This is a genomic window from Paenibacillus sp. 79R4 (assembly GCF_013393165.1).
In the GTDB taxonomy this organism is placed as follows: Bacteria; Bacillota; Bacilli; order Paenibacillales; family Paenibacillaceae; genus Fontibacillus.
Window position 1 is genome coordinate 346,406 of sequence record NZ_QJOT01000005.1, and the last position, 21,536, is coordinate 367,941.

24 protein-coding genes and 3 pseudogenes are annotated in these 21,536 nt (G+C 46.3%); 12 read left to right on the plus strand and 15 right to left on the minus strand.

Going from position 1 to position 21,536, the window contains the following annotated elements; translation table 11 throughout:
* The first annotated feature begins 2 nt into the window (after positions 1–2).
* Together DMN77_RS09445 and DMN77_RS23865 are read left to right on the plus strand one after the other, a co-directional pair.
* Positions 3–1,814 (plus strand): VirB4 family type IV secretion system protein, encoded by a 1,812-nt coding sequence (locus DMN77_RS09445; RefSeq protein ID WP_179014601.1) that lies wholly within the window; start codon positions 3–5, stop codon positions 1,812–1,814.
* A 95-nt stretch (positions 1,815–1,909) separates the two neighbouring features.
* Positions 1,910–2,920: a hypothetical protein gene (locus DMN77_RS23865; protein WP_249730288.1), complete on the plus strand. Its 1,011-nt coding sequence runs from the start codon at positions 1,910–1,912 to the stop codon at positions 2,918–2,920.
* A gap of 210 nt (positions 2,921–3,130) precedes the next feature.
* Here the strand turns inward: DMN77_RS23865 and DMN77_RS09455 are convergent, their stop codons facing one another.
* The 9 genes and pseudogenes from DMN77_RS09455 to DMN77_RS09495 form a co-directional block, all read right to left on the minus strand.
* The gene (locus DMN77_RS09455) at positions 3,131–3,565 is read right to left on the minus strand and encodes a phosphotransferase (RefSeq protein ID WP_179014603.1); all 435 of its coding nucleotides are present in this window, start codon (positions 3,563–3,565) and stop codon (positions 3,131–3,133) included.
* Between the two features lie 9 nt (positions 3,566–3,574).
* On the minus strand, positions 3,575–3,808 hold the full coding sequence (locus DMN77_RS09460) for a hypothetical protein (RefSeq protein ID WP_179014604.1): 234 nt from the start codon (positions 3,806–3,808) through the stop codon (positions 3,575–3,577).
* A 52-nt stretch (positions 3,809–3,860) separates the two neighbouring features.
* Positions 3,861–4,160 carry a phosphotransferase gene (locus DMN77_RS09465; protein ID WP_179014606.1) on the minus strand — a complete coding sequence of 100 codons (300 nt, stop codon included), beginning with the start codon at positions 4,158–4,160 and terminating at the stop codon, positions 3,861–3,863.
* A gap of 67 nt (positions 4,161–4,227) precedes the next feature.
* Positions 4,228–4,659 carry a GNAT family N-acetyltransferase gene (locus DMN77_RS09470; protein ID WP_179014608.1) on the minus strand — a complete coding sequence of 144 codons (432 nt, stop codon included), beginning with the start codon at positions 4,657–4,659 and terminating at the stop codon, positions 4,228–4,230.
* Between the two features lie 308 nt (positions 4,660–4,967).
* Positions 4,968–5,132 carry a phosphotransferase gene (locus tag DMN77_RS24225; protein WP_179014609.1) on the minus strand — a complete coding sequence of 55 codons (165 nt, stop codon included), beginning with the start codon at positions 5,130–5,132 and terminating at the stop codon, positions 4,968–4,970.
* A 47-nt stretch (positions 5,133–5,179) separates the two neighbouring features.
* Positions 5,180–5,654: pseudogene (locus DMN77_RS24345) on the minus strand (transposase); the annotation flags it as partial.
* A 333-nt stretch (positions 5,655–5,987) separates the two neighbouring features.
* The gene (locus DMN77_RS09485) at positions 5,988–6,554 is read right to left on the minus strand and encodes a PadR family transcriptional regulator (protein ID WP_179014611.1); all 567 of its coding nucleotides are present in this window, start codon (positions 6,552–6,554) and stop codon (positions 5,988–5,990) included.
* Between the two features lie 173 nt (positions 6,555–6,727).
* A complete protein-coding gene (locus tag DMN77_RS09490) occupies positions 6,728–8,122 on the minus strand; it encodes an MDR family MFS transporter (protein ID WP_179014612.1) in 1,395 nt (464 codons plus the stop codon).
* A 42-nt stretch (positions 8,123–8,164) separates the two neighbouring features.
* Entirely contained in the window at positions 8,165–8,518 is a 354-nt protein-coding gene (locus DMN77_RS09495) for a VOC family protein (protein WP_179014614.1), read from the minus strand.
* Between the two features lie 360 nt (positions 8,519–8,878).
* Here DMN77_RS09495 and DMN77_RS09500 point away from each other — a divergent pair, with 360 nt between their 5' ends.
* From DMN77_RS09500 to DMN77_RS09535, 8 genes and pseudogenes are all read left to right on the plus strand, one after another.
* Positions 8,879–9,505, plus strand: a complete 627-nt coding sequence (locus DMN77_RS09500) for a PadR family transcriptional regulator (protein WP_179014616.1) — start codon at positions 8,879–8,881, stop codon at positions 9,503–9,505.
* Between the two features lie 33 nt (positions 9,506–9,538).
* Positions 9,539–10,581, plus strand: a pseudogene (locus DMN77_RS24235) (FAD-dependent monooxygenase); the annotation flags it as partial.
* A gap of 135 nt (positions 10,582–10,716) precedes the next feature.
* The gene (locus DMN77_RS24240) at positions 10,717–11,172 is read left to right on the plus strand and encodes an aromatic-ring hydroxylase C-terminal domain-containing protein (protein ID WP_372775678.1); all 456 of its coding nucleotides are present in this window, start codon (positions 10,717–10,719) and stop codon (positions 11,170–11,172) included.
* Positions 11,173–11,204: 32 nt separating this feature from the next.
* Positions 11,205–11,630, plus strand: a complete 426-nt coding sequence (locus tag DMN77_RS09515; RefSeq protein WP_179014620.1) for an SRPBCC family protein — start codon at positions 11,205–11,207, stop codon at positions 11,628–11,630.
* A gap of 419 nt (positions 11,631–12,049) precedes the next feature.
* Positions 12,050–13,780, plus strand: coding sequence for a multicopper oxidase family protein (locus DMN77_RS09520; protein WP_179014622.1), 1,731 nt, complete (start codon positions 12,050–12,052; stop codon positions 13,778–13,780).
* A 15-nt stretch (positions 13,781–13,795) separates the two neighbouring features.
* Positions 13,796–14,365 (plus strand): hypothetical protein, encoded by a 570-nt coding sequence (locus DMN77_RS09525; RefSeq protein WP_179014623.1) that lies wholly within the window; start codon positions 13,796–13,798, stop codon positions 14,363–14,365.
* Positions 14,366–14,388: 23 nt separating this feature from the next.
* Entirely contained in the window at positions 14,389–14,988 is a 600-nt protein-coding gene (locus DMN77_RS09530) for a hypothetical protein (protein WP_179014625.1), read from the plus strand.
* Positions 14,989–15,011: 23 nt separating this feature from the next.
* Positions 15,012–15,647, plus strand: coding sequence for a LysE family translocator (locus DMN77_RS09535; RefSeq protein ID WP_179014626.1), 636 nt, complete (start codon positions 15,012–15,014; stop codon positions 15,645–15,647).
* A gap of 333 nt (positions 15,648–15,980) precedes the next feature.
* Here the strand turns inward: DMN77_RS09535 and DMN77_RS09540 are convergent.
* Positions 15,981–16,133, minus strand: a pseudogene (locus tag DMN77_RS09540) (S-layer homology domain-containing protein); the annotation flags it as partial.
* A 305-nt stretch (positions 16,134–16,438) separates the two neighbouring features.
* On the opposite strand from DMN77_RS09540, the gene DMN77_RS09545 reads away from it, so the two are divergent.
* The gene (locus DMN77_RS09545; protein WP_179014628.1) at positions 16,439–17,047 is read left to right on the plus strand and encodes a nucleotidyltransferase domain-containing protein; all 609 of its coding nucleotides are present in this window, start codon (positions 16,439–16,441) and stop codon (positions 17,045–17,047) included.
* 83 nt (positions 17,048–17,130) lie between these two features.
* The gene (locus DMN77_RS24245; RefSeq protein ID WP_372775680.1) at positions 17,131–17,304 is read left to right on the plus strand and encodes a hypothetical protein; all 174 of its coding nucleotides are present in this window, start codon (positions 17,131–17,133) and stop codon (positions 17,302–17,304) included.
* Positions 17,305–17,553: 249 nt separating this feature from the next.
* Here the strand turns inward: DMN77_RS24245 and DMN77_RS24250 are convergent, their stop codons facing one another.
* From DMN77_RS24250 to DMN77_RS09570, 5 genes are all read right to left on the minus strand, one after another.
* Positions 17,554–17,763, minus strand: coding sequence for a DUF6431 domain-containing protein (locus DMN77_RS24250; RefSeq protein WP_372775682.1), 210 nt, complete (start codon positions 17,761–17,763; stop codon positions 17,554–17,556).
* A 295-nt stretch (positions 17,764–18,058) separates the two neighbouring features.
* Positions 18,059–18,391 carry a TetR/AcrR family transcriptional regulator gene (locus DMN77_RS24255; protein WP_372775684.1) on the minus strand — a complete coding sequence of 111 codons (333 nt, stop codon included), beginning with the start codon at positions 18,389–18,391 and terminating at the stop codon, positions 18,059–18,061.
* A gap of 118 nt (positions 18,392–18,509) precedes the next feature.
* Entirely contained in the window at positions 18,510–18,797 is a 288-nt protein-coding gene (locus DMN77_RS24260) for a phosphotransferase (protein WP_179014689.1), read from the minus strand.
* Position 18,798: 1 nt separating this feature from the next.
* The gene (locus DMN77_RS09565) at positions 18,799–19,470 is read right to left on the minus strand and encodes a response regulator transcription factor (protein ID WP_372775660.1); all 672 of its coding nucleotides are present in this window, start codon (positions 19,468–19,470) and stop codon (positions 18,799–18,801) included.
* Positions 19,471–19,599: 129 nt separating this feature from the next.
* Positions 19,600–21,414 carry a helix-turn-helix transcriptional regulator gene (locus DMN77_RS09570; RefSeq protein WP_179014631.1) on the minus strand — a complete coding sequence of 605 codons (1,815 nt, stop codon included), beginning with the start codon at positions 21,412–21,414 and terminating at the stop codon, positions 19,600–19,602.
* Positions 21,415–21,536: the final 122 nt, after the last annotated feature.

Here is a 21,536-nt window from a genome sequence, read left to right on the forward strand (position 1 = left end):
ATATGTCACGTGATACTTCTGTGTCCTCTAATCCCTCTTTGTTGAATGCGATCACACCAATGGGCCTTGAATTCTCGCGCACAGGCCTCACCATCGGTGAAGAATCAGCAAAAATGTATGGCGTAATCCAATACCCTCAAAAAGTGGACATTGGTTGGCTCTCCCCTCTTACCAATCTGCCTGCTACAATGGCTGCCATCGGTTTTCAGCCGATTGACAACAGCGCTTTGATCAATGCCATCTCCAAGTCCATCACCCAAAACCGCAGTCTAGCCGACAGCGCAAAAGACCCGCTTACACGACAGCGGGCAGAAAAGGCAGCGGCAGACGGCGAACAAATTATGTTGCAAATCGACCAGAACGGCGAGACAGTTGGTTTGATGAATATGGTCGTCATGCCGTTTGCCCAGGAAGAAAAACATTTTACCCGTGCTTGCCGCCGCGTTGAAAATACATTCAGCATGATGCGCTGTAAACTTCGTACGCTCGCTCACCTACAAAAAGAAAGCTACACTCATTTATCTCCCTTATATCCAGCGCATGAGCAAATTGAACATGTGCTGAACAAAATTATGCCGATGAGCACCTTCGTCGGCGGGTTTCCCTTTGCCAGCAGTGGTTTCAATGACGGTACCGGGTATTATTTAGCTAAAGACGCCAGCGGCGGGCTCATTATTGTTGATCTATGGCGTCGCGGCGGCGATCGAACAAATTCCAACATCGTTGTGATGGGTGTAGCCGGTGTGGGTAAATCGACGGCGGTCAAGCATATCGCGCTTAGCGAGTATATGAAAGGAACCAAAATCATTTTTGTGGACCCGGAATCTGAATATAAGGAACTGACTCAGAAGTTAAACGGCGATTGGATTAATGCCGGTGGCGGTGTAGGAGGGAAAATCAATCCGCTGCAAATTCGCCCAGCTCCTCGTGACGAAGAAGACGAGGAGCATCCGCTTTATAAGGATGAAGGAAACGGCATGTCAGATATGGCCTTGCATCTCAAAAATTTGGAGATATTTTTTAATCTTTACATCCCTGATCTTACAATGATGCAAAAAGCCGTTCTCAAGCAATGTTTAATCGAGCTGTATCACCAGTTTCAAATCACTTGGACAACGGACATCTCTAAACTGACGAGTACGGACTTCCCTACCTTTTCCAATCTCCATGGCCTTCTTCAAGCTAAAGATCAGAATACAAACGATGAAGTCTATAAAGAATTAGCCCTGCTGTTGCACGATATTGCACACGGCGGGGATTCTTTTTTATGGAACGGTCACAGCACCATTCAAACCCGAAGCCGCTGCATTTGCCTGGACACGCATTCACTGCAAAATACGTCCGACAATATTAAGCGAACGCAATACTTTAATTTGCTGTCCTGGTGCTGGGAACAAATGTCGCAAGATCGGAATGAACGGGTACTACTGATCTGTGATGAATCTTACCTTATGATTGACCCGAACGTCCCACAAAGCCTTGTCTTTTTGCGGAATGTCGAGAAGAGAGCCCGGAAGTATGAGGCGAGTCTAGCGATCGTCTCTCATAGCGTAGTTGATTTTCTTGCCCCCGAGGTAAAAATGTACGGTCAAGCTCTGCTCGATATTCCAAGCATCAAAATCCTAATGGGAACCGATGGACAAAATCTCCAAGAAACACGAGAACTTTACAATTTAACCGAAGCGGAAGAGGAGTTGCTCGCCAGTAAAAAACGCGAACACGCCTTACTCATGATCGGCTCCAAACGCATGCACGTCCACTTCGAGATTCCCGAATACAAGTTTTCATATATGGGATCTGCAGGAGGACGATGAAGGATGAATAAAAAGAAGCAACTCATCGAGCTCTTCATTTATATCATCATCGTGATTGTGGGGGCAATCCTATTGATAATGAAAGAAGGATGACCATGATTCTATATTTGACCAGCCATTCAAACGTGAATTTACTAGATCAATTCGAGATGGAGCAGGACATGCCGGTAAAGAAACTGATCGGACAATTCTCGCTCCTCTCCTTTGTGGTCAAGGACATGCGACACTTTAACCATGTTCGATACATTGCGATTGATCGAAAGGCCATATTGGAATCCGATGATGAAATGATACAGGCCCTTTTATCGTTTCAAACGATGTACGAGATTCGTGTCATTGTCATTGCCGAAGGACTGCCGGACAGCAGTCACTTTCTACAGCAACTAATTCAAATTGGAATCACGAATGTGGTGACTTCAGAGCATATCAAGTCAATGTTGGAAGAAATACAGGATTGCTTTTCAGAGCAAGGGATGCAGCGATATATTACTTCTGCTTCCCCTGAACCAGTCAATAAACCACTGGCAGCTATAATACCCGATGAAGAACAATACGAATTTGACTGTAAAAACATACGGATTGCCGTAGCTGGTAGCGATCGACGGGTAGGCGTTACGACAACGGCAATGAATTTGATTTTTTGGATTCAAGCCCATGGAGGGAGTGCCTGTTATTTAGAAGCCAACACGAGCAAGCATTTGGCTCACATTATCCATCTGTTCGATCCGGAAAAAGTGGGTAACGCTTACGTAATGGAGGGGGCGGATTTTTATTTAACCTCGGAGTTTGATCGCGATTATAACTTTATTGTGACGGATTGTGGAGTTCTGGGTGAGCCCAGAATACAGGACTCCTTTACGAAAGCAGATGTTCGAGTACTCTGTGGCTCGGCTATGCCTTATGAACTGCCTGTGTTTTATCGGGCGTTGGAACGCTGTAAAGACCTGCCAGTATTTGCAGTCGGATTATCCGTAACTGAAAATTTAAAGCCACTCTTGCTTCAAGTGATAAGAAGAGATATCCTTTTTATGGATAGCTCCCACGATCTTTTTGATACTAAAGCTAACAGGCAATTATATCGCAAACTCCTTAATGATTTTATTTAATGGCTCTGCTAAATAAAAAGCAGGGAGTAACAGGGGAAAGCTTCACATGTTGATTCGACAAACATTCCCTCGAAGTTGCCAAAGACGCTGTTATACTCAGGGAATACTTGGTCCAATACGGTTTGGAACTGTAACAAACTGTCCTGTTTATGAAATAGAATGAACTGAGATTCCAAATAATGTAGGCCTACTGCAGCTTGACTTGTACCCCTACAAGCTTGTCTGATCATTTAGGTTCATCAAAGCTTTAAGATTGTGTACTGTATATTCCGGGGACCAAGGTTGTCCCTTTAAGCCTTGATCAAGATTGAATAATATCTCTACGAGACGAACGTAGCGGATAAACGGAAGGATGAAAGCGAAATCCGTTTCCGGAACAGGTCCGCCCGCATTTCGGTAGTCTTGCAGGAAGGCATGGGCATTGCGAGAGTCCATCCGATTTTCCTCGTCATCGTGACAGAACTCCCAGATCGAACGGGCAAGCTCATAAATGAGCCACTCTTTCCCGCATTCATCCCAATCGATGACGGCTGTAATTTGTCCGCGGCGATCGGTTAACAGGTTGCCTCCATAATAATCTCCGTGAATAAACCCGCTCATGAAGCGCGTCCCGTCCTGACGGAGACGGCCTACCCACCGCTCCATCCGTTCCTTTTAAGCTTGAATGAATCGTCGTGCCTGATTGATCTCCTTGATGCAGAGCTCTTCCTGTTCCGTGCGGGCAACACTTAATCGCAGCCCCTCTCGATTCCCGAAAAACCGTTGTTCCAACGTGGCCCAGTTCCACATCAAATTCAGGTCCCAATTCAAATTGACGATAGACTGGTGAGCTGGTTTCTGAGGGATATCGGGGGTTCGCGCAGACACAAGATGCAAATTAGCCAACATGGCGGCCGCATTTTCCCGGACGAAATCGTTCCCGGGGTCGGCAATCTCCCCTTCAATAGGGGAAAAGCGTCATCCATTTTCGTTCATAGCCCGTATATGTGACACCTTTGCAGGTACAAATCGGCATCGGAACTTCTTTCACATGGGTATGTACGAGCGCAACCAGCCTATGTTCATACAACAATCGATCCAGGCTTGTGGAAGCGTGACTAACTCGAAGCACGTAATCACCAGACCCCGATTCAAGTCGCATTACCGTGTTCCAATACCCGCCGGTTAACGCGGTCACTCGGCGAATCTCGCCGATTTCGTAACTTTCCTCAATTTCTTTCCTCAGTTGGTCCGAAATCATGATTAAAAAACCTCCTCACGAGGAACTCCGAAGCTGGAATTCGTACACTGCACTTGTTAGTGGCCCCTTAGTTGTCCATTTTTTTCGCAAGCAGCAATTCACCATCCCGTACATAGTTGCAACGCTCATACATGCGAATCGCACGGTCATTGCGGCTGCCAGTTAATACTTTGATCTCCGTCACTCCGCGGATTTTCAGCTTCTCCTCCAGACTAGTAATTAATGCTGTCGCGACACCTTTTCTTCGCACCGAGGGTTCGACATACAGTTCCGTTATTTCTCCCAGAAGTTCTTCGTAACAGAAAGACCGAAAGCTTTGAGCGCAGCCAAACCCAATCACCTGTCCATCGATTTCCGCTACAGCAATGATTTCGTTGCACGTACGCATACTGTCCACAATTTCCGCAGCCAGTCTTCGATTCCCTCCATTAAACTGTTGATTCAGAATGGCAAGTTGTTCTGCGTCATCTTCTATAGCCGGTCTTGTCTTTATCCGCACTTTATCACCTATTATTCTTATTTCATCCTTGAACGAATATCCAAAGTCAAAACGGAATGCGATTGGATTGTTGCATAATTTTCTCGCTACGGTGCAATAGTATTCTAACGAGATTGACCCTCTGGTTTCCTTTCAGTCCTTTCTCAGGAACAGCCTAATTTCGGGGGAGTCACCTCGTTAATTGGGACATTTGTCAACAGGAGAATACTGTGTTAGGGCTTTTCACCAGATCTAGCACTCCAAAAGAAGCCCAAAACCGGTTGCCAGAAAATCGATAATCCAAGCCTATAGCCGCTGTCTTCACCGGTTCATGAAGGAACCGCACGGTAAAATCGGTCAAAATCTATGATTCGGAGCCGATGGGTACAATCATCCCAAAGAATATTATCGTAATGGAAATCCCCATGCACAACCCATGCCTGAACGGATGCTGAAACCGGACAAGGGATTTGGTTCAGGTGCGAGCGATGCATGGCTCCATACTGTTGCCAATTCTTTTCCTATTTCATGCGAAGTTGAGCTATCCTGCCAAGATATATACCATAGCGATGATATTCTTCTCCGAGCGATAGCCACGAGCTTTCCGCTTGCCTGCTTGAAATATTCACGCCTTCAAGCAGACCGTTCGTTAGTTTGGATGAAAACCACCGAACAACCCATCGTAGTGGATTTGCAGCATTTTTGCAAAATCAACCATGGGAGAGAATCGACAGCGCAGGCCCCACTGAATCCAGTCTTGCAGCACCATCGTTGCGATCTCAGCCGGGTAACGGTAGATCTCTTGCAGGTCAGACGCATCCGGTAGGCTTTTGCGGTATCCAGATCACAGTCTTTCAGTTTTGCCATGTTTTCTATCTGAGCAGCCGTCAGGTTTTCCGGGTTCTTTAGCCACATGTATCGCGCGTCTTTAACTCGGCGCAGCTTTTCCGTTCGGTGCGGCGTACTTCATCTACGGCCTCATTGGCTGCCTGAATGACATGGAACTTACCGAAAGAGTAAAAGTTTGAGTGGCGCGGCCAGCTCGAGCACCGGTTACCGCCATACGAGCCAGGTATTCGGGTTTGTAAACAGATTGGCCCGTGGAGATCAATTTTGCCAATGGTCACTCTTCTGTTGCGCGGCTTGACTTGATCCATGGTGATGATCTCGATTTTCGTCGCCACGTTTCTGGGCGCTGCGGAATGGTCGATTGTGACGACGGCCATTCCATCGTAGCCCCGGGCGAGCCGGTCCAATGCGTCTTAACCACCGAGACTCATCGCGGAGCATCATGCTAGTAGGGCGGCCCGCTCAAGACCCTCACCGATCCGCTTAGAACATTTCCGGGTTTACTCCCGTTCAAGTCCTTCCCCATTCGCTCGATGACTATTGATTAACTGTAAAACCCACTCTTCGTCAATGCGGAGTTTTTCCAAACGGTGCCGGAAAAAGATCAGAATATACTGCTGTTCCCCGTCTGGTATCCGCTCATCCTTGTCCACATACTCAATCCGTTCTTCCTCATGGCGGATTTCATAGCGCAGGTAATCCTTGTACTGGTGCAAAATTAAAAAGCGCAGCTCTCTACTGATCAGATCAAAATTTTTCAGTTTAATATAAAAGTGCAGCTCGTAATCCGGCGTGTATGGAATCGGCTCTTCCATCAACCGAGAAAAGCGCATTTTGCCTTCTTCGGTAATGTTATACATTATTTTCTTCTTTCCTCTTCCCTGTCGAGCGCCCTCATCGGGGACCTGCTCGATCAGCCCGTCTGCTAGCAGGCCGTGAATGAGCGGATAAAGCACCCCCCAGCTAATTTTTCGCGTAGGTCCAATAGCCCCGTTCAAGATCTGATGCAACAAATAGCCATGCATCGGGTTAATCATCAATTCGCCGAGTACGAATAATTCGTTCAAGTATATGGCCTCCCCTATAAGTTTAACTGCTCTTATTATATCGAAGAGATATAATAAGTAAACAACAGTATAGCTTACGCTTGCCCGAAAAAAGAAAAAGCCGCGGTCGTCGCGACTTTTTCCAGGCCGAATCCGTTTGTGGCCAATTCCGGTTTCTTTCTTTCGTGCCCTCGTCAAGCCGACTGCTGGTGCGCCATCAGCTCGCGGTGTTTCGGCAGGAGCTGCACGGCGAGCAGGTTCGCAATCGCAATGGCGCACATGAGCAGAAAAACGGCATGCATTCCGGCAGCCAGCTCCGATTTGGAGTCGAGCGTTGTCACATGATGGTTGTAAATCGTGCCGAACACCGCGATGCCGATCGTTTGGCCCATTGCGCGCAATAGCATGCTGGAAGCGTTGGCGACTCCACGATTTTCCCAGCCGACGGCGGATTGCACGACAACGGTTGAGGGCGTCGCGACAAAGCCCATCCCGAGCCCGATTACAACGAGGATACCAATCCAGTAAACGTAAGGAGAGTTCATCTGAAGCGCGGCAAGCCAAATGAAGCCGGCCACCACCAGACCAGAACCGAACACGATCGACGCCTTCACCCCCATCCGGTACATGAGCCTGCCGGCTATGTTGGAAGCGAGCGGCCATGCCAGTGACATCGGCATGACGATCAGGCCCGAGCTTGTCGCGGAATGGCCAAGCACGGACTGAATCCAGATTGGCGAGTAAATCGTCAAGCCCGTCGTGATGCTGAACGTCAGAAAACCGCTGACATTTGTCACGTTCAATACGCGGATGCGGAAAATCGACAACGGTATCATCGGCTCCTCCGCCCGTTTTTCGATCCAGAGGAACAACAGCAAAAACACGGCCGCTACCGCGAACAGCCCTATAATCAACGGGGAACCCCACGGATGGTCGGACCCGCCACTCAGCAGCGCATACAGGAGCGCGGAAAAGGAAACGGTAAAGGTGAGCGTGCCGAGGTAATCGATTTTTTTCACCCGGCGCTCAATCGGTTGGTGCAAAAATACGGTGACCAGCAGCAAGGCGGCGGCACCGATCGGCACGTTGATGTAGAAAATCCAGCGCCACGACACCTGATCGACGAAATAACCGCCGATAAGCGGGCCGAGCAAGCCTGCCACGGACCAAACGGACGAGAAGACGCCCATCATTTTGCCGCGTTGCTTGCCTGAGAACAAATCGCCGATAATCGTAAAGCACACGGGCGCCAGTGCCCCGGCCCCGATTCCTTGCAAGGCCCGGAACCAAATGAGTTCCGCCATTGACTGTGCGGCCCCGCATAAAATGGAACCGAGTACGAATAAACCGATGCCGACAGTGAACACGGCTTTGCGCCCAAACAAATCGGCGAGCTTGCCGAAAATAGGCACCGCCACACAGGTGGTCAACGTGTAAACCGCGAAGACCCAACTGAATAGGCTCACACCATGCAAATCAGCGATAATATGCGGCGTAGCGGTGGCGACGATGGTCACGTCCAACGCGCCGATGAACATCGCCGCCAGCAGTCCGATGATAACCATGTTGACGTTGGTTTTCGGTGTCAAGAGAAGACTCCTTTTTTCATTGTCCCTTATTCTCACCTTGGCTTAACGATTACAAACCAAGTAAAGGGTATTGCCTTCAGGATCGCTGAAGTGTACGACTTGGGCTGCATTGCCTTCTACATAATCATGGAAATGAATATCCCGGGATTTTAGTGTCTCGATGACAGATTCCAGTTCCTCTACCTCAAATCCAATAGACATTCTACCCGATGTTCCCGGTTTAACACCTTGGTCACCTGAAAGATGTAGGAGACCGATCGTCAATCCCGGTGCTTCGACCTGCGCAAAATGCCCGTCCATTTCGTGTTGAAGCTTTAGTCCAAGGGTTTCGACATAAAATTTTACTGCGTTTTTTAAATCCGCTACCATGACAGTCACATTGCCACTCTTAAACATGGTATATTTCCTCCTTTTTATGTTTGATCGTTCTTATTATATCAAAAAGATATAATGTGTAAATATAATTTTGTGATATAATAAACTCAGTTGGTGCTTTGGGTGAACTTTTCCCAGGGATTCGGGACGGTGACGCTTCGAAGGCTTATGACCCACTCATACAACCGTATCCCGGACATGAAAGTCGAAAGTCATTTGAAATCTATTCAAAGCTTGCAATTACCGATGCCCAGCAGGAATATAACCAGGTTATTAATAAATTCTCCAATTGATTCTATCTACATTGCCCTTGGTGTCAGCTACGCTGGTACTGCCCCACTTGGTGTCTCTTGACTTAGTTATATTATTAATAGTATTATTATGACTATGAAAAGCAACTTCATTAAAAAATCACCTGTCGCTTTAGCCGTACTTTGTTTTCTGATCGAGGAGCCGATGCATGCTTATCGTATGCAGCAGCTTATCAAAGAGAGGGGGAAAGAAGAAGTTATTAACGTTCGCCATCGAACGAGTATTTACCAAACGATTGATCGGTTGCATCGAGACAAGGCCATTGCTATCCAAGGAAAGAAAAAAAATGAAGGGAAACCGGATTTAATTATTTACGAAATTACGGATCTGGGGCGAGATGCTGTCTATTCTTGGATGCGGGAAATGATCTCTACACCTGCTCAGGAATTTTTAGAGTTCCCTGCTGCTGTTTCTTTTCTGGCACTGTTGACGCCCGAAGATGTAGCAATGCTCTTCAAAAAAAGAGTCCACGCCCTTGAAAACATGCTCACTCGACTCGAAAATGAGCTGCAAACCGTCGCATCAATGGGTCTGCCCCGCTTATTTTCGCTTGAGACAGAATACCAACGAACGGTGCTTGCAGCCGAATTGGAATGGATCCATTCCATTATCGCGGATATCCAAAATGAAAAGCTGAAATGGAGTATGGAAGAATTGCGTGAGATAGCCCAGCATATTGATAACCGCTCTGATTGAAAATCTAACGGATAACGGAAGGTCGTGCTGTTGATGAATAACCCCCTAAATAACTCTTTATCCGATGAAACCGTTCCGGTTCTCGTTGTGGGAGGAAGCCTGGTAGGCTTATCCTTCTCCCTATTTCTGGCTCGCCAAGGAATTAAGCCATTGGTCGTTGAGCGCCATCCGGGAACAGCCATTCACCCGCGCGTCTCGAGTTTAACTGCCCGAACGATGAAAATTACCGTATGGCCGGTATCGAGGAGGATATTCGCCGTGAGGAACCTCCTTTTCCTCGAGAATTTGGCGTCATGTTTGTGGAGAGCTTGGCCGGGCAAATGTTTGATAATTTGATGGAAGATATGAGTGCTTACTTCACGGATCTTAGTCCTGTTGCGGGAAACGGCATTGCACAAGATCTGCTTGAACCGGTCCTTCGGGCACAGGTTGAGCAAGCCAGCGTTGATTTGCGCTACAATGTAGAACTGATCGAGTTTGAACCCGATGCGGACGGCATCTCGGTCGTTATTCGTGACCGAATCAGCGGCGAAACTCGGCGTGTTCGGTCCGAGTATTTGGTTGCAGCGGATGGGAGCAAGAGTGTAACCCGCACACAATTAGGCATTGGGCAGCATGGGGAAGGCACGATCTGTCATCTGATCAGCATGGTTTTCGATGCAGACATTCATGAGCTGTTTAATAGTCAAAACGCGCATATGTGTTTTTTTGCCAATGATACAACAAGCGGAAGTCTGGTGCTGTACCCCGGAACTCACAGGAGACCCCATTTATACCGATTGGACGTTGTATATGATCCCGAAGAGGAAACCATGGAGGATTATCCAGAGGAACGCTGTATCCGGTTAATTCGGGCGGCGATCGGAATTCCAGACATTTCGGTTACGATTAAAAAGGTTTTGACTTGGGAAATGGCCGCCCGCGTAGCGGACCGATTTCAACAAGGAAGAGTATTATTAGTCGGCGATTCCGCGCGGGTTCAACCTCCAAGCGGCGGTTTAGGCGGCAATACCGGCATCGCCGAGGCACAGAACCTCGCTTGGAAGCTTGCCGCTGTCTTACGCGGTGAAGCAGGTCCGGATTTGCTTGCCACTTACGATGAGGAGCGGCGACCTGTCGCGGATTACACAGTGGAACAGGTAGTCATGCTCTCGCAGCAGCGCGAACATGATGGGTCGGAGGGGATTACCGTCAATACCCTGCATGTCAATATGGGATATCATTACCAGGGCGGCGCAATCGTCCCGGAAGCAGGTTCGAACAGCCTCCCGCTTGTACAGCCGCCCGAGTTATGGACGGGTCAGCCGGGAACCCGCGCGGCGCACGTCGTTCTCGAACGGGATGGTCAATCCGTCTCCACCATCGATCTATTTGGCACTCGATTTGTCTTGCTCGTCGGTCCAGAAGGACAAAGCTGGCTGCAGGCTGCGCAAAAGGTTGAAAAGAAGCTAGGTCTTCCCATGGATGTGTATCAGATTGGCGGTCAACCTAACGACTTTATCGATCCTGGGAACGATTTTCTTAACGCATACGGAATCACTTCCACAGGGGCAATCATCGTGCGGCCAGACGGGTACATCGGATGGCGAAAAACAGTCTCCGGGGAAAACAAGGAACATTTGGAACAAGTGCTTACGGATGCACTGTCAACCATTCTCTTTCGTTAACAGAACACATTACAAGGGAGAGGAACACGATCATGCTTACCTTTGAATATTCCGAAGTTTATGAATATCCCGCATCCATCATTTATTCGCGTCTTATTGATTTGAAGGGGCGGGCTTCCTGGATGAAGGGGATTATAGAGAATCGCGTCGCCACTGAAGGCCCTGTTCGATTAGGAACCCAATATTTCGAAAGCGGCAAATATTCAGGCTTCAAAAGCGAAAAAACGATGATCGTAACGGAGCTGGTTCAGAATCAATTGTTGACGATGGAAACACCCCCCGATCAAAAACAATACTTTCGTGAAAGTTATCTGGTTGAGCCGGTTTCCGAAACATCATGCCGGGTTCATTTTACGATTCAAATCGGGGACGTGCCAAAGGTGGCCGAATTTTTCATGCGTCAATCGATGAAAAAAGAGCAGCCGAAAACAGCTGCCAGCCTGAAGGCCGCTCCATAACTAACATCCGTGCGCAACTGGATGCAAGAGGGCGATTCTTGACACCGGCCAGAATAAATTCAGGGAAAGAGGGTTAGCCGTGTTCGAATCGCTAATGGCATTAGAGTTTTTGTTATTGTTATTACTCGTGGGCGTCTGGGGAATTACCGGATATGTTGGGAATCATCTCAAATATTTGAGAGGACGCGAAACAAGATTCAGGGGATGGTTGCAAGTAACAAAAATCGGCGTCGGTGCCGGAATGGTTCTTTTTCTGCTTTGGGTACTTGATATCCTTCTAATTGGGATAAATTTCGGCTGGCTATTCGTGATGGATCGATCGGGTTGCAATTATTTTCCCTCTGTTAGGGTTGCCGGCGCTTGCGGTGATGATCTTTGCACTGCCCAACCTTTCGAGAGTAATTACGGCCGGGAGTTCTTTGCGGTCTCTCATTGTTCCCGTACATGTCATGTTAGTTGGAGCGGTACTTGCCTTTTTTCTTGTAACGATAGACATACCGGCGATTCCTAATACAGAAGATATTGTGATGTATGGCGGGACTCTGATCATTGCGGTTGTGCTGCTATGGTTTTATCACGGCAGGAGGCTGAGGCTTCTGGAACATCGAACTCCTCGGTTAAGCATAACAATCGCGAGAAGCGCCGTGTACCCTGTTCTGGCACTCGGCACAGCGTTGATTGTATTGGTAATCGCTCAGAAGATGAGTGAATTTCCCGGGAGGATGGAGATGGTCCACCATCAAACCGCTGATTATGGAGGAGGCGATCCCATCCCACTTGACAATATGCATGCCCACCATAGAGGTCACGATTCCGGTGCATCCGACAAGTTGATTAGTGTTGTGGACTTGAAAGGGCCCCAGTCTGGAATTCCTGACAAGACGTATGTCCTCTACGCCGAAACGAAGAAGATTCAACTTGCTTCCGGCGAAACGATCGAAGCATGGACTTTTAACGGGCAGGCTCCGGGTCCCAAGCTTGTTGCCGATGAAGGGGATTTGGTGGAAGTTCAACTGGTGAACAAGAACATTACGAGTGGCGTTACCCTCCATTGGCACGGTGTAGATGTCCCGAATGGCGAGGATGGTGTTGCCGGAATGACGCAGGATGCGGTGATGCCCGGCGAGTCGTATACTTATCGTTTTGTCGTAGAAGAAACTGGGACACATTGGTATCACTCCCATCAACAATCCTCGATCCAAGTGCAAAAAGGGCTGTTTGGAGCCTTTATTATACGTCCATCCAATCAGCATGAAACAAAAATGATCGATACGACGATTGTGGCGCATGATTGGATGACGCCGGACGGCAGAAGTATTCCGGCGCTCGATAAGGATGACTCATTCCTGCAAAATCTGGTTGATCCGGGTTTGCCGGTGCGGTTGCGTCTCGTGAATGCAGGCAATTTGACCCGCACGTTTTCCTTGAATGGCGCCTCTTTCAAAGTCACGGCCATCGATGGATATGAGGTGAACGAACCTGGTACTGTGACGGATCGTTTATTGCGAATTGGAGGCGGGGGGCGTTACGATGTCGAATTCATCATGCCGGACACTCCCGTGACGCTAGCCATGCTCACGGACGAAGAGCCGGTCGGTAGAGTGTACAGCAGAAACGGTGATAGCGACCCCGAGGTGATGGAGGAAGGCGAGATTTTGGACATCACCCAGTATGGAGCGCCGACACGTGCCCCATTTGATACCTCCACAGTGTTCGATAGGGCATTCACGCTGATTTTGGATCAAACCTACTTTGGTGTCTATAATGGGGAGGCAGGACAGCAATGGGTCATTAACGGCAAAACATTTCCCGATACTCCGACGCTGATGGTCAGGGAAGGGGATCTCGTGAAGACTACATTCGTAAACCGGAGTTTTGCCGACCATCCGATGCACCTTCATGGACATCATGTTCAAGTCCTCAGTAAAAATGGACTTCCAGTTAGTGGAAGCCCTCTTGTCTTGGATACGGTCAATATCGAACCAGGCGAGACGTTAGAGGTTGCTTTCTTGGCAAACAACCCCGGATTATGGATGGACCACTGTCACAATCTAGATCATGCACAAAAAGGGATGACGATGCATGTAGCCTACGAAAATGTATATACCCCTTTCACGATCGGCAGCGAAACGGGCAATCATCCGGAATAAAATTGGAGAGTGATTATGAAACAAGTACGGATTCCATCGGTTTTGCATGAAGTCTTTGGCGAAAAACAACCTATTCTTTTTATAGTTGCGATTCTGCTTTTTGGCGGACTGCTGACGGCTCTGTTGTATTGGAGATACCCTGAGATGACTGTCCATTTACCGATCTGGCGCAGAGCCCTGGCTTTATTTTTCATTTTCGATATTTTCGCAGGCTGTATAGCTAATTTTACGCCTTCAACTAGCAACTTTTATGCGGCAAGGAAAAAGAATCGAATTGTGTTCATTTCCATTCATATTCATATCGTGATCATTTCGGTTTTATTAAACACAGCGGTCGGATATTCAATAGCTGTATGGGCGTATACAATAACAGGTGCATATATCGTCAACTCACTAATTGGAAGGGAGTTACAACTGTTTGTCTCAGGCTTGCTTCTGTCCATTGGCCTAGGTTGTATTCCTTTACTGCCTAATATCCAGCCTTACATGTTGATTACTTGCCTATTATTTATGATGAAAGTATTATTTGGCTTTGCTGTCGACCACTATGGCAAAGCCTTCTGTAACAAAGGTAAGTCCGTATGAGCGCATTAGGAAAGGAGCAAACCATGATCGAAAAGGTAGAACTGCTTACCCGTCAACAGCAATTGCAGGTTGAAGCAGCTGCCGTTGCGGAAGAAATGAACCTCATTCCGTTGTTGAAAGCAGCCGGTATGCCCGTAACAGTAGGGAGTGCGGCCCTAGGATTAATGACTTGGAGAGATTTCGATATGACAGTCATTTGTTCCAAGCTGGACATCGCTACAATCTCTGGAATTGCTTCGCAATTGATGTCCAATCCCGGGATTCGGGATATGCAATTCATTAACGATACTGGAAGCTGGAACACCAACCCAGCCTACCCAGATGGATTTTTTCTCGGTATAACATATAAGTCCAACAACGGAAACCAGTGGGAATTGGATATTTGGTTTGTAGACGAGCCAGAAAAACAACCCGATCTGCAACATATTCGCACGATGCCCGATCGTCTAACTCCGGAGACGGTTGTTTCTATCTTAAGCATTAAAACCGTCTGGGTATCACGAACCGAGTATGGAAAACAGGTAAAAAGCTTTGATATCTATACGGCTGTATTAGACCATAAAGTGAGCACTCCCGTCGAATTCGAGCAATGGCTGCAAAACCGCAACAATATATCATCTTGAATCTTTGGAGGTGGGGAAGTCAGATGCCGGATTTTTCAACTTTATTGGCTTATGTTATCGTTGTTGTTTTGCTTTTTTTAATTCCAGGCCCCGCTGTTCTTCTTACCATTACTCGCACAGTTCAAAATGGACGCAAAGGAGGCATTATGGCAGGGCTTGGCATCGCAACTGGGGATTTTCTTCACACCTTATTTGCTACTGTCGGGCTTTCTACTATACTAATGACCTCGGCTCTCGCCTTCAATTTTGTTAAATATGCAGGAGCGGTATACTTACTATATTTAGGAGTTCGCGAAATGATGAGTAAGCCATCAGAACCGCGACTTCCAAAGGTTAAATCGGCGGGAGCCTTAAAGTCATTCGTTACGGCAACAGTTGCAGAAGCTCTTAATCCAAAGACGGCTCTATTTTTTCTGTCGTTTTTGCCTCAATTTGTTCATCTTGAACGAGGCCACGCCGCCACGCAGTTTTTGATACTAGGTTTCGTTTTTGTGAGCTTAAGTGTATTGTATACAACATCGATTGTATTAGGTATCTCTGCGTTTGGAAAAATGGTTAAACGGACGACATGGATAAGCCGTTTAAGCCGCCTAAGCGGCAAGTTCGTCGGAGCAATCTATATCGGATTAGGCCTAAAGGTTGCCTTCCAAAGACAGTAATGATAGATTGTGGTATGACTTTGGTTACGGGGCCAGCTAACATAACGCAGTCATTTAAGCATGAAGTTTAAGCTCATTGGCTCCAAACGAGCTCAGGCTCGTAGAGAGAAGTTATTGGTAGCAGTTTGATCTTCACTACTTCGGCAATGATATCCAGTCCATACTGTTGCGATGAATGCAAAGCCATATCAAGAATCATCACATCATACTCCAGTTGCATGTTCGCTCGAGTGTCTGATTCTTTGTTTGTTTGTGTTTTCCTTCATTACAGGTATGGCAGACACCACATGGAGAACAAGTTTTTCTCCGCGTTATATCCGCCAAATCTGTATATTAATTATTTGGGTATTCCAACATTTTGAGCAGAATGACCGCTCTCGTCGCCATGTCGTTCGGAGCGAATTGGTTCCCTCCGCGGCCACTGACGATGCCGAGCTTACGAATCGCTTTCACCGCACCTTTCTCCCATTGTGGGATTTCGACGTCATCTGCGAATTTTAAACCTTGGCGTGAATCTGAAGTTTAAGCGCACGAGCGATCATTGCCGCTATCTCCGCACAGTCTGCGCGTTTGATCGGAAGCTGCCATCATCGCATCCATCCACGATGCCTGCTTGTACCGCATTGCAACGGCTTTCTGTCCAAATAAAAAAAGTCTTAGACTAAATAAAGTGTTAGACTAGGAAAATATAGTTGTAGACTGAGAAAATAAAGACTGGCCGCTGGCATTAAGCTAACCGGCAGAATAGTATAAGATTAGCTGACCCAGAAATAGAAAAAGGAGAGATAAATTTGAGAACGGATTTAAGTAATTGGACACCACTAACTGTATCGGAAATAACTCGGGTATTTTCCGACATTCCGATTTGGTGGTGTGTCGCTGGGGGTTGGGCCTTAGATTTACATCTATGCAGGCAAACAAGGCAACATAGTGATATCGATGTTATTATCACTCGCGATGAACAACTAATCGCTTATAGGTATTTAAGTCGTGATTGGATGTTATACAAGGCTCAGGATGGTATGCTAGATCTTTGGGAAGATGGAGAGTACTTGGACTCGACAGAGGACATTTGGGTTAGTAAGAGTAGTGAGATGCCTTGGGCATTTCAGATTATGATAATTGATACTGAAGAAAATTCTTGGATATATAAGAGAGATAAATCAATTAAAAGACCGATTGATGAAATTATTTTGAAAACTAAAGAAGGCATACCCTATTTGAGACCTGAAATCCAACTTCTCCATAAAGCAGGTGGTTCGCAAGTGCGAGAAAAGGATTATATTGATTTCAAAACAATGCTTCCATCTCTTCTACAACAAGAAAAAGAGTGGCTGAAATTATCTTTAAATCGCCAGTTTCCACAAGGTCATGACTGGATTGACTTTATTAAACACTGAAACTTAATCACTTATCATAATATAACTAAATTGTTAAATATACAGGAGCGGTATACTTACTATATTTAGAAGTTGGCGAAATGATGAGTAAGCCATCGCTACTTTCAAAGGTTAAATCGGCGGGAGCTTTAAAGTTATTCGTTACGGCAACAGTTGCAGAAGTTCTTAATCCAAAGACGGCTCTATTTTTTCTGGCGTTTTCCCTCAATTCGTTCATCTCGAACAGGCCATGCCGCCACGCAGTTTTTGATACTTGATGTCGTTTTTGTGAGCTTAAGTGTATTGTATACAACAGTAACGAGATAGTAGTTTGTTCAGCCAATCCAGCGTGTCCACTGGCGTTGGATTCATCATGGTGGGGTAAAGATGGAGCAGGTCCCTGTCTATCCCCTCGGCAATGAGTTGCCCAGCATTCCAGAGCGCTGCACTCGCTACTCGGTGCAAATGTCTTGTCCACCAACGTTACAAAGTACGGCTGCTATAATGAGCGGTAGGAGCAGTCGTGCTTACCGCGGTCTGCCGCCAGGAGAGCCTCTTGTGTTTGCAGTTATTGCCGATTCCCGGACCCAAGTCGTATGGCGGGCCCAAGGCACCAGGAAATCAGGCAGTAGCGAGAACGTTATTTTACAGTCTGGACAATACCAGCGGTAGACCGGGATCCGGGCGACTTCCTTCTTCGTCGCAACTTCTCTCCAATAACGACAGTGTTTATGCAGAAGCCGCCCGCAATCTTCACAGCAGCTCTTGACGTCAGGAGATTTACTTCGAACATACTAATGCCTATAGACAATGATTATACTAAACTGAGATGAAACTTCATCTGCAGGAAGGGGTTTATCGTTTTAATCCACCAAATTACAATCCCCATGAAAGAGGATCCGAGGTATTCGATCAGCAATTCCTTGGATATCGCTATCGGGGAGTTTCCCTGAGCAGGTTTTCACCCCTCAATTGATTTATTAGTGGTATTCTCCATCTTCGCTTGAAACGGATAGATTCTAATCTCTTCAATTAACATGGAATGGTAAAGGTCATATTTAGAGAAATATGATCCAGTACAGTTTGCATGACAGTCTCGATAAGAGAAATATTGAAAGGGTACATGCTGATGGGACAAAGAACGACTGCATCCTTTAATTCGCTCAACAGTTCATTCATACATGTATCTAATAAAACAGGTTTGTTTTGGTAGTGAAGATAAAAAGTGTTTCGATTAATCATAGGCCGATCGGCAATATCCTGGATCGTTATCGCTTCATATCCCTTTTCCTGAATAAGATCATAATACGCCTTCGAAATCAGTAAAACACTGACTGTCGATAGGTTTTGTGTTCGATTATAAATATCTACTGCCGTATATAGTTAGTCGCCATGCGCGGCACACTAAAAAAGCTCATCAAAAATTGTCTCCGATGAACTTTTAGTGGAGCAATTTCTCCAACGTTAAGCATTAACACATCGTTTAATTGGCCTGAAATCTATGAAAAAACCTTGTGTATCCCTTTTCAAAGTTTGGTTTTCTCGGATTGCCCTGGATATTTTCAATCATATCATACAAACCATAGATCCTATCATACATTTGGCTTCTCTCATATAATATTGCAGCTTCTGAACCATACTCCTCAAACACTGCATGCCTGAATTCTTCAGGGTAATAACACATATACATAAAATCTAATGCTGGATCTTCTTTTCCTGCTTCACCAAAATCTATGATTCCGACTCGACTGGTACACTCATCCCAAAGAATATTATCGTAGTGCGGTTTTAATGATGGTCGGGTCGGAAGAGTCGTCTTCTATTTTGTCGCGCAGACGGCTTATATGTACAAAAACGGCGTTATCGTCCCCCACATAATCATACATCCATACACTCGAATAAATTTGCGCTTTCGTAAAAACCTTTTTGGGATAGGTGAAAAATAGCTTAAGGATCTCGAATTCTTTGGCTGTAAGACTGACTTTCCGATCTGGCTTGATCAGCGAATAGTCCTCCATATTTAATTCCAGCCTCCCCAGTCGTACGGCAGTTTCCTTTGACGGTGCATAGGAGTAACCGGCCCTTCGAAGCAGGGCATGTATTCGTGCGTTCAATTCGCCCATCGAGAATGGCTTTGTGATGTAATCGTCCGCCCCCAATTCAAGACCGAGGATTTTATCCGTTTCTGAATCTTTTGCCGATATAATAAGCAACGGCGCCAAGCAACGTTCTCTGATATGGGCCATCACCTTCTTGCCGCTTATCTTGGGCAGCATCATATCCATTAAAATGAGATCAAAATCATTCTTGCTAAAGATAGCCAAGGCTTCTTCGCCATCGGCTGCTTCGACAACATTAAAGTGATCCGCTTTTAAATGATTCACAATCATCTCACGGATCTCCTTTTCATCTTCTATGACCAATACTGAAGTCAAATCATCCACCTCCTCCTGTCCTGAACGTTTACATTTCAACACACAATCAAATACTTTAGATTCTTCGAAAAAAAATAATAAAAACCGTTTGGAAAAATTTGAGACGGGCTAGCCGCCTCAACTCTCGATGGTCTGATATTATTTCGATATCAACCCTTTTTCCAGACATTTTTTTATTGCTTGGTCACGATTGCTTACATCCAGTTTCGCATACAATTCGGAAGCATAGTTCCTTACAGTGCCCTCCGACAAAAAAAGCCTGGCGGCAATGGTCTTATAACGCATTCCTTTAGCTAGACAGTTGATGATTTCAAGTTCCCGCGGCGTCAGTCCATACTCATTTTGGTCATGTTTTTCATAGGAGACATTTTGCTGTTTCATTTGTTCAAACACCTGATTGGCAATTTCATGATGGATAATGGTATCCCCGCTATGAATGAAACGAAGGGTATCCATGAGCTCTTTCGGTTGAACGGACTTGAGTAAATACCCATTTGCCCCTTTTTGCAGAGCCTCTACGGCTTGATTGACATTCTCGATCGCTGAAAGAATGACAACTTTAATCGTAGCGTCCCTTTCCTTGATCACCTCCATGGCTTCTATTCCGTTCATATTCGGCATGTTCACATCCATGAGTACGATATCTGGACGGGTTTGACTGCATACCGTCAGGGCTTCCTCTCCTGATTCAGCCATGCCGACAATTTGCAACCGGCTTTGGCTCTCCAATGCCGTTCTCAAACTATCCAAAATGATACGCTGATCATCCACCAGGATCACCTTGATCGTCTCGGTATGATGATCTTCGGCGTTTCTTGGAATGGTGCAGATCATTACGGTTTCTTCCATGCTGTCTGTATGGATGGAGAGATTTCCTTGTAATGCCTGCAATCTTTCTTTCATAGCGCGTAAGCCGAAGCCCAGTTCAATGTTTTTCCCCCGCTCTTTTCCTCCATTGTCTTCAACTTGCAAGCGCAGTTCCAGGCTGTCGAAATAAAGATATACTCTGATCTCACTTGCCCGACCGTGCCTTACAGCGTTAGTTAATGCTTCCTGCATGCAGCGAATTATAGTTAGCTTGACTTCCTTCGGTAAGTGGTACTCCTCTCCAAAACACCGGAATTTCACAACAGTATCCGTACTCTCCATAAAGCCGTCAATGAGCTGTCTCGCATATTGAATTAGGGATAAATCCATTGCCGATGGCTCCAAATGATGCACAAGCTTTCGCATTTCCTTTAAACCGTCACGTGCCGAGTTCAGCAAAGCGTTCAGTTTACGTTCAACCTTTTCATCCGCCAATGAAGAACGGATCGATTCCATCCCCATAATCATAGCAGTAAAAGCATGGCCGACCGTGTCATGCAATTCGCGCGACACACGATTGCGTTCCTCCAGCAAGGTGAGCTGCTCCACCTGATGAACATATTGTTCAAGCACTTTGTTCTGCTCACGCATGATTAGGCCTTGTTTGTGGTTGGTTACAAGCAATTGAAAAGCATAGCCGAGTCCAAACGCCACACCGTGATTCGACATTAAACGAAGGACAGTGTCGGCCAAAGGCTGAGCGGTCACGATCCCTATGAAGAAAGGAATGAGCACAATGGTTAGCGATCCAGACCAAATATAGGTTCTTTGTTTGCTGTAAAAACCAATTACAAAGGCAATCGGGATAAACTGCCATAAGGCATCATGAAGATAGAAAGCCAACAATATACAGTAGCATCCGGAAAATACGATCTCGGCAAGCACGAAAAATTTTCTGAAAAACTGCTGAATTAAGAACGGAAAAGAAAAGACGATAAAAGGCAATCCGAATAAAAGCCAAAGCGGGAATGATAAAGTATCATGAAACTCCCACAAACCTATAAGAACAGAAAGCAACCAAATGGAGCGAGCAGCAAATACGATCCAGTCGTACCAGTACCATTTTTTTATCAAGTCATACATCATGAACCCCACCTAAATTCCATGTCATTCCATCGTCATTTTACTACAATACAGACTTAAAATCAGTCACTACAAACCCATGACAAAATGTCACTATGCGTTATGACATCAAACGTGGATAATGG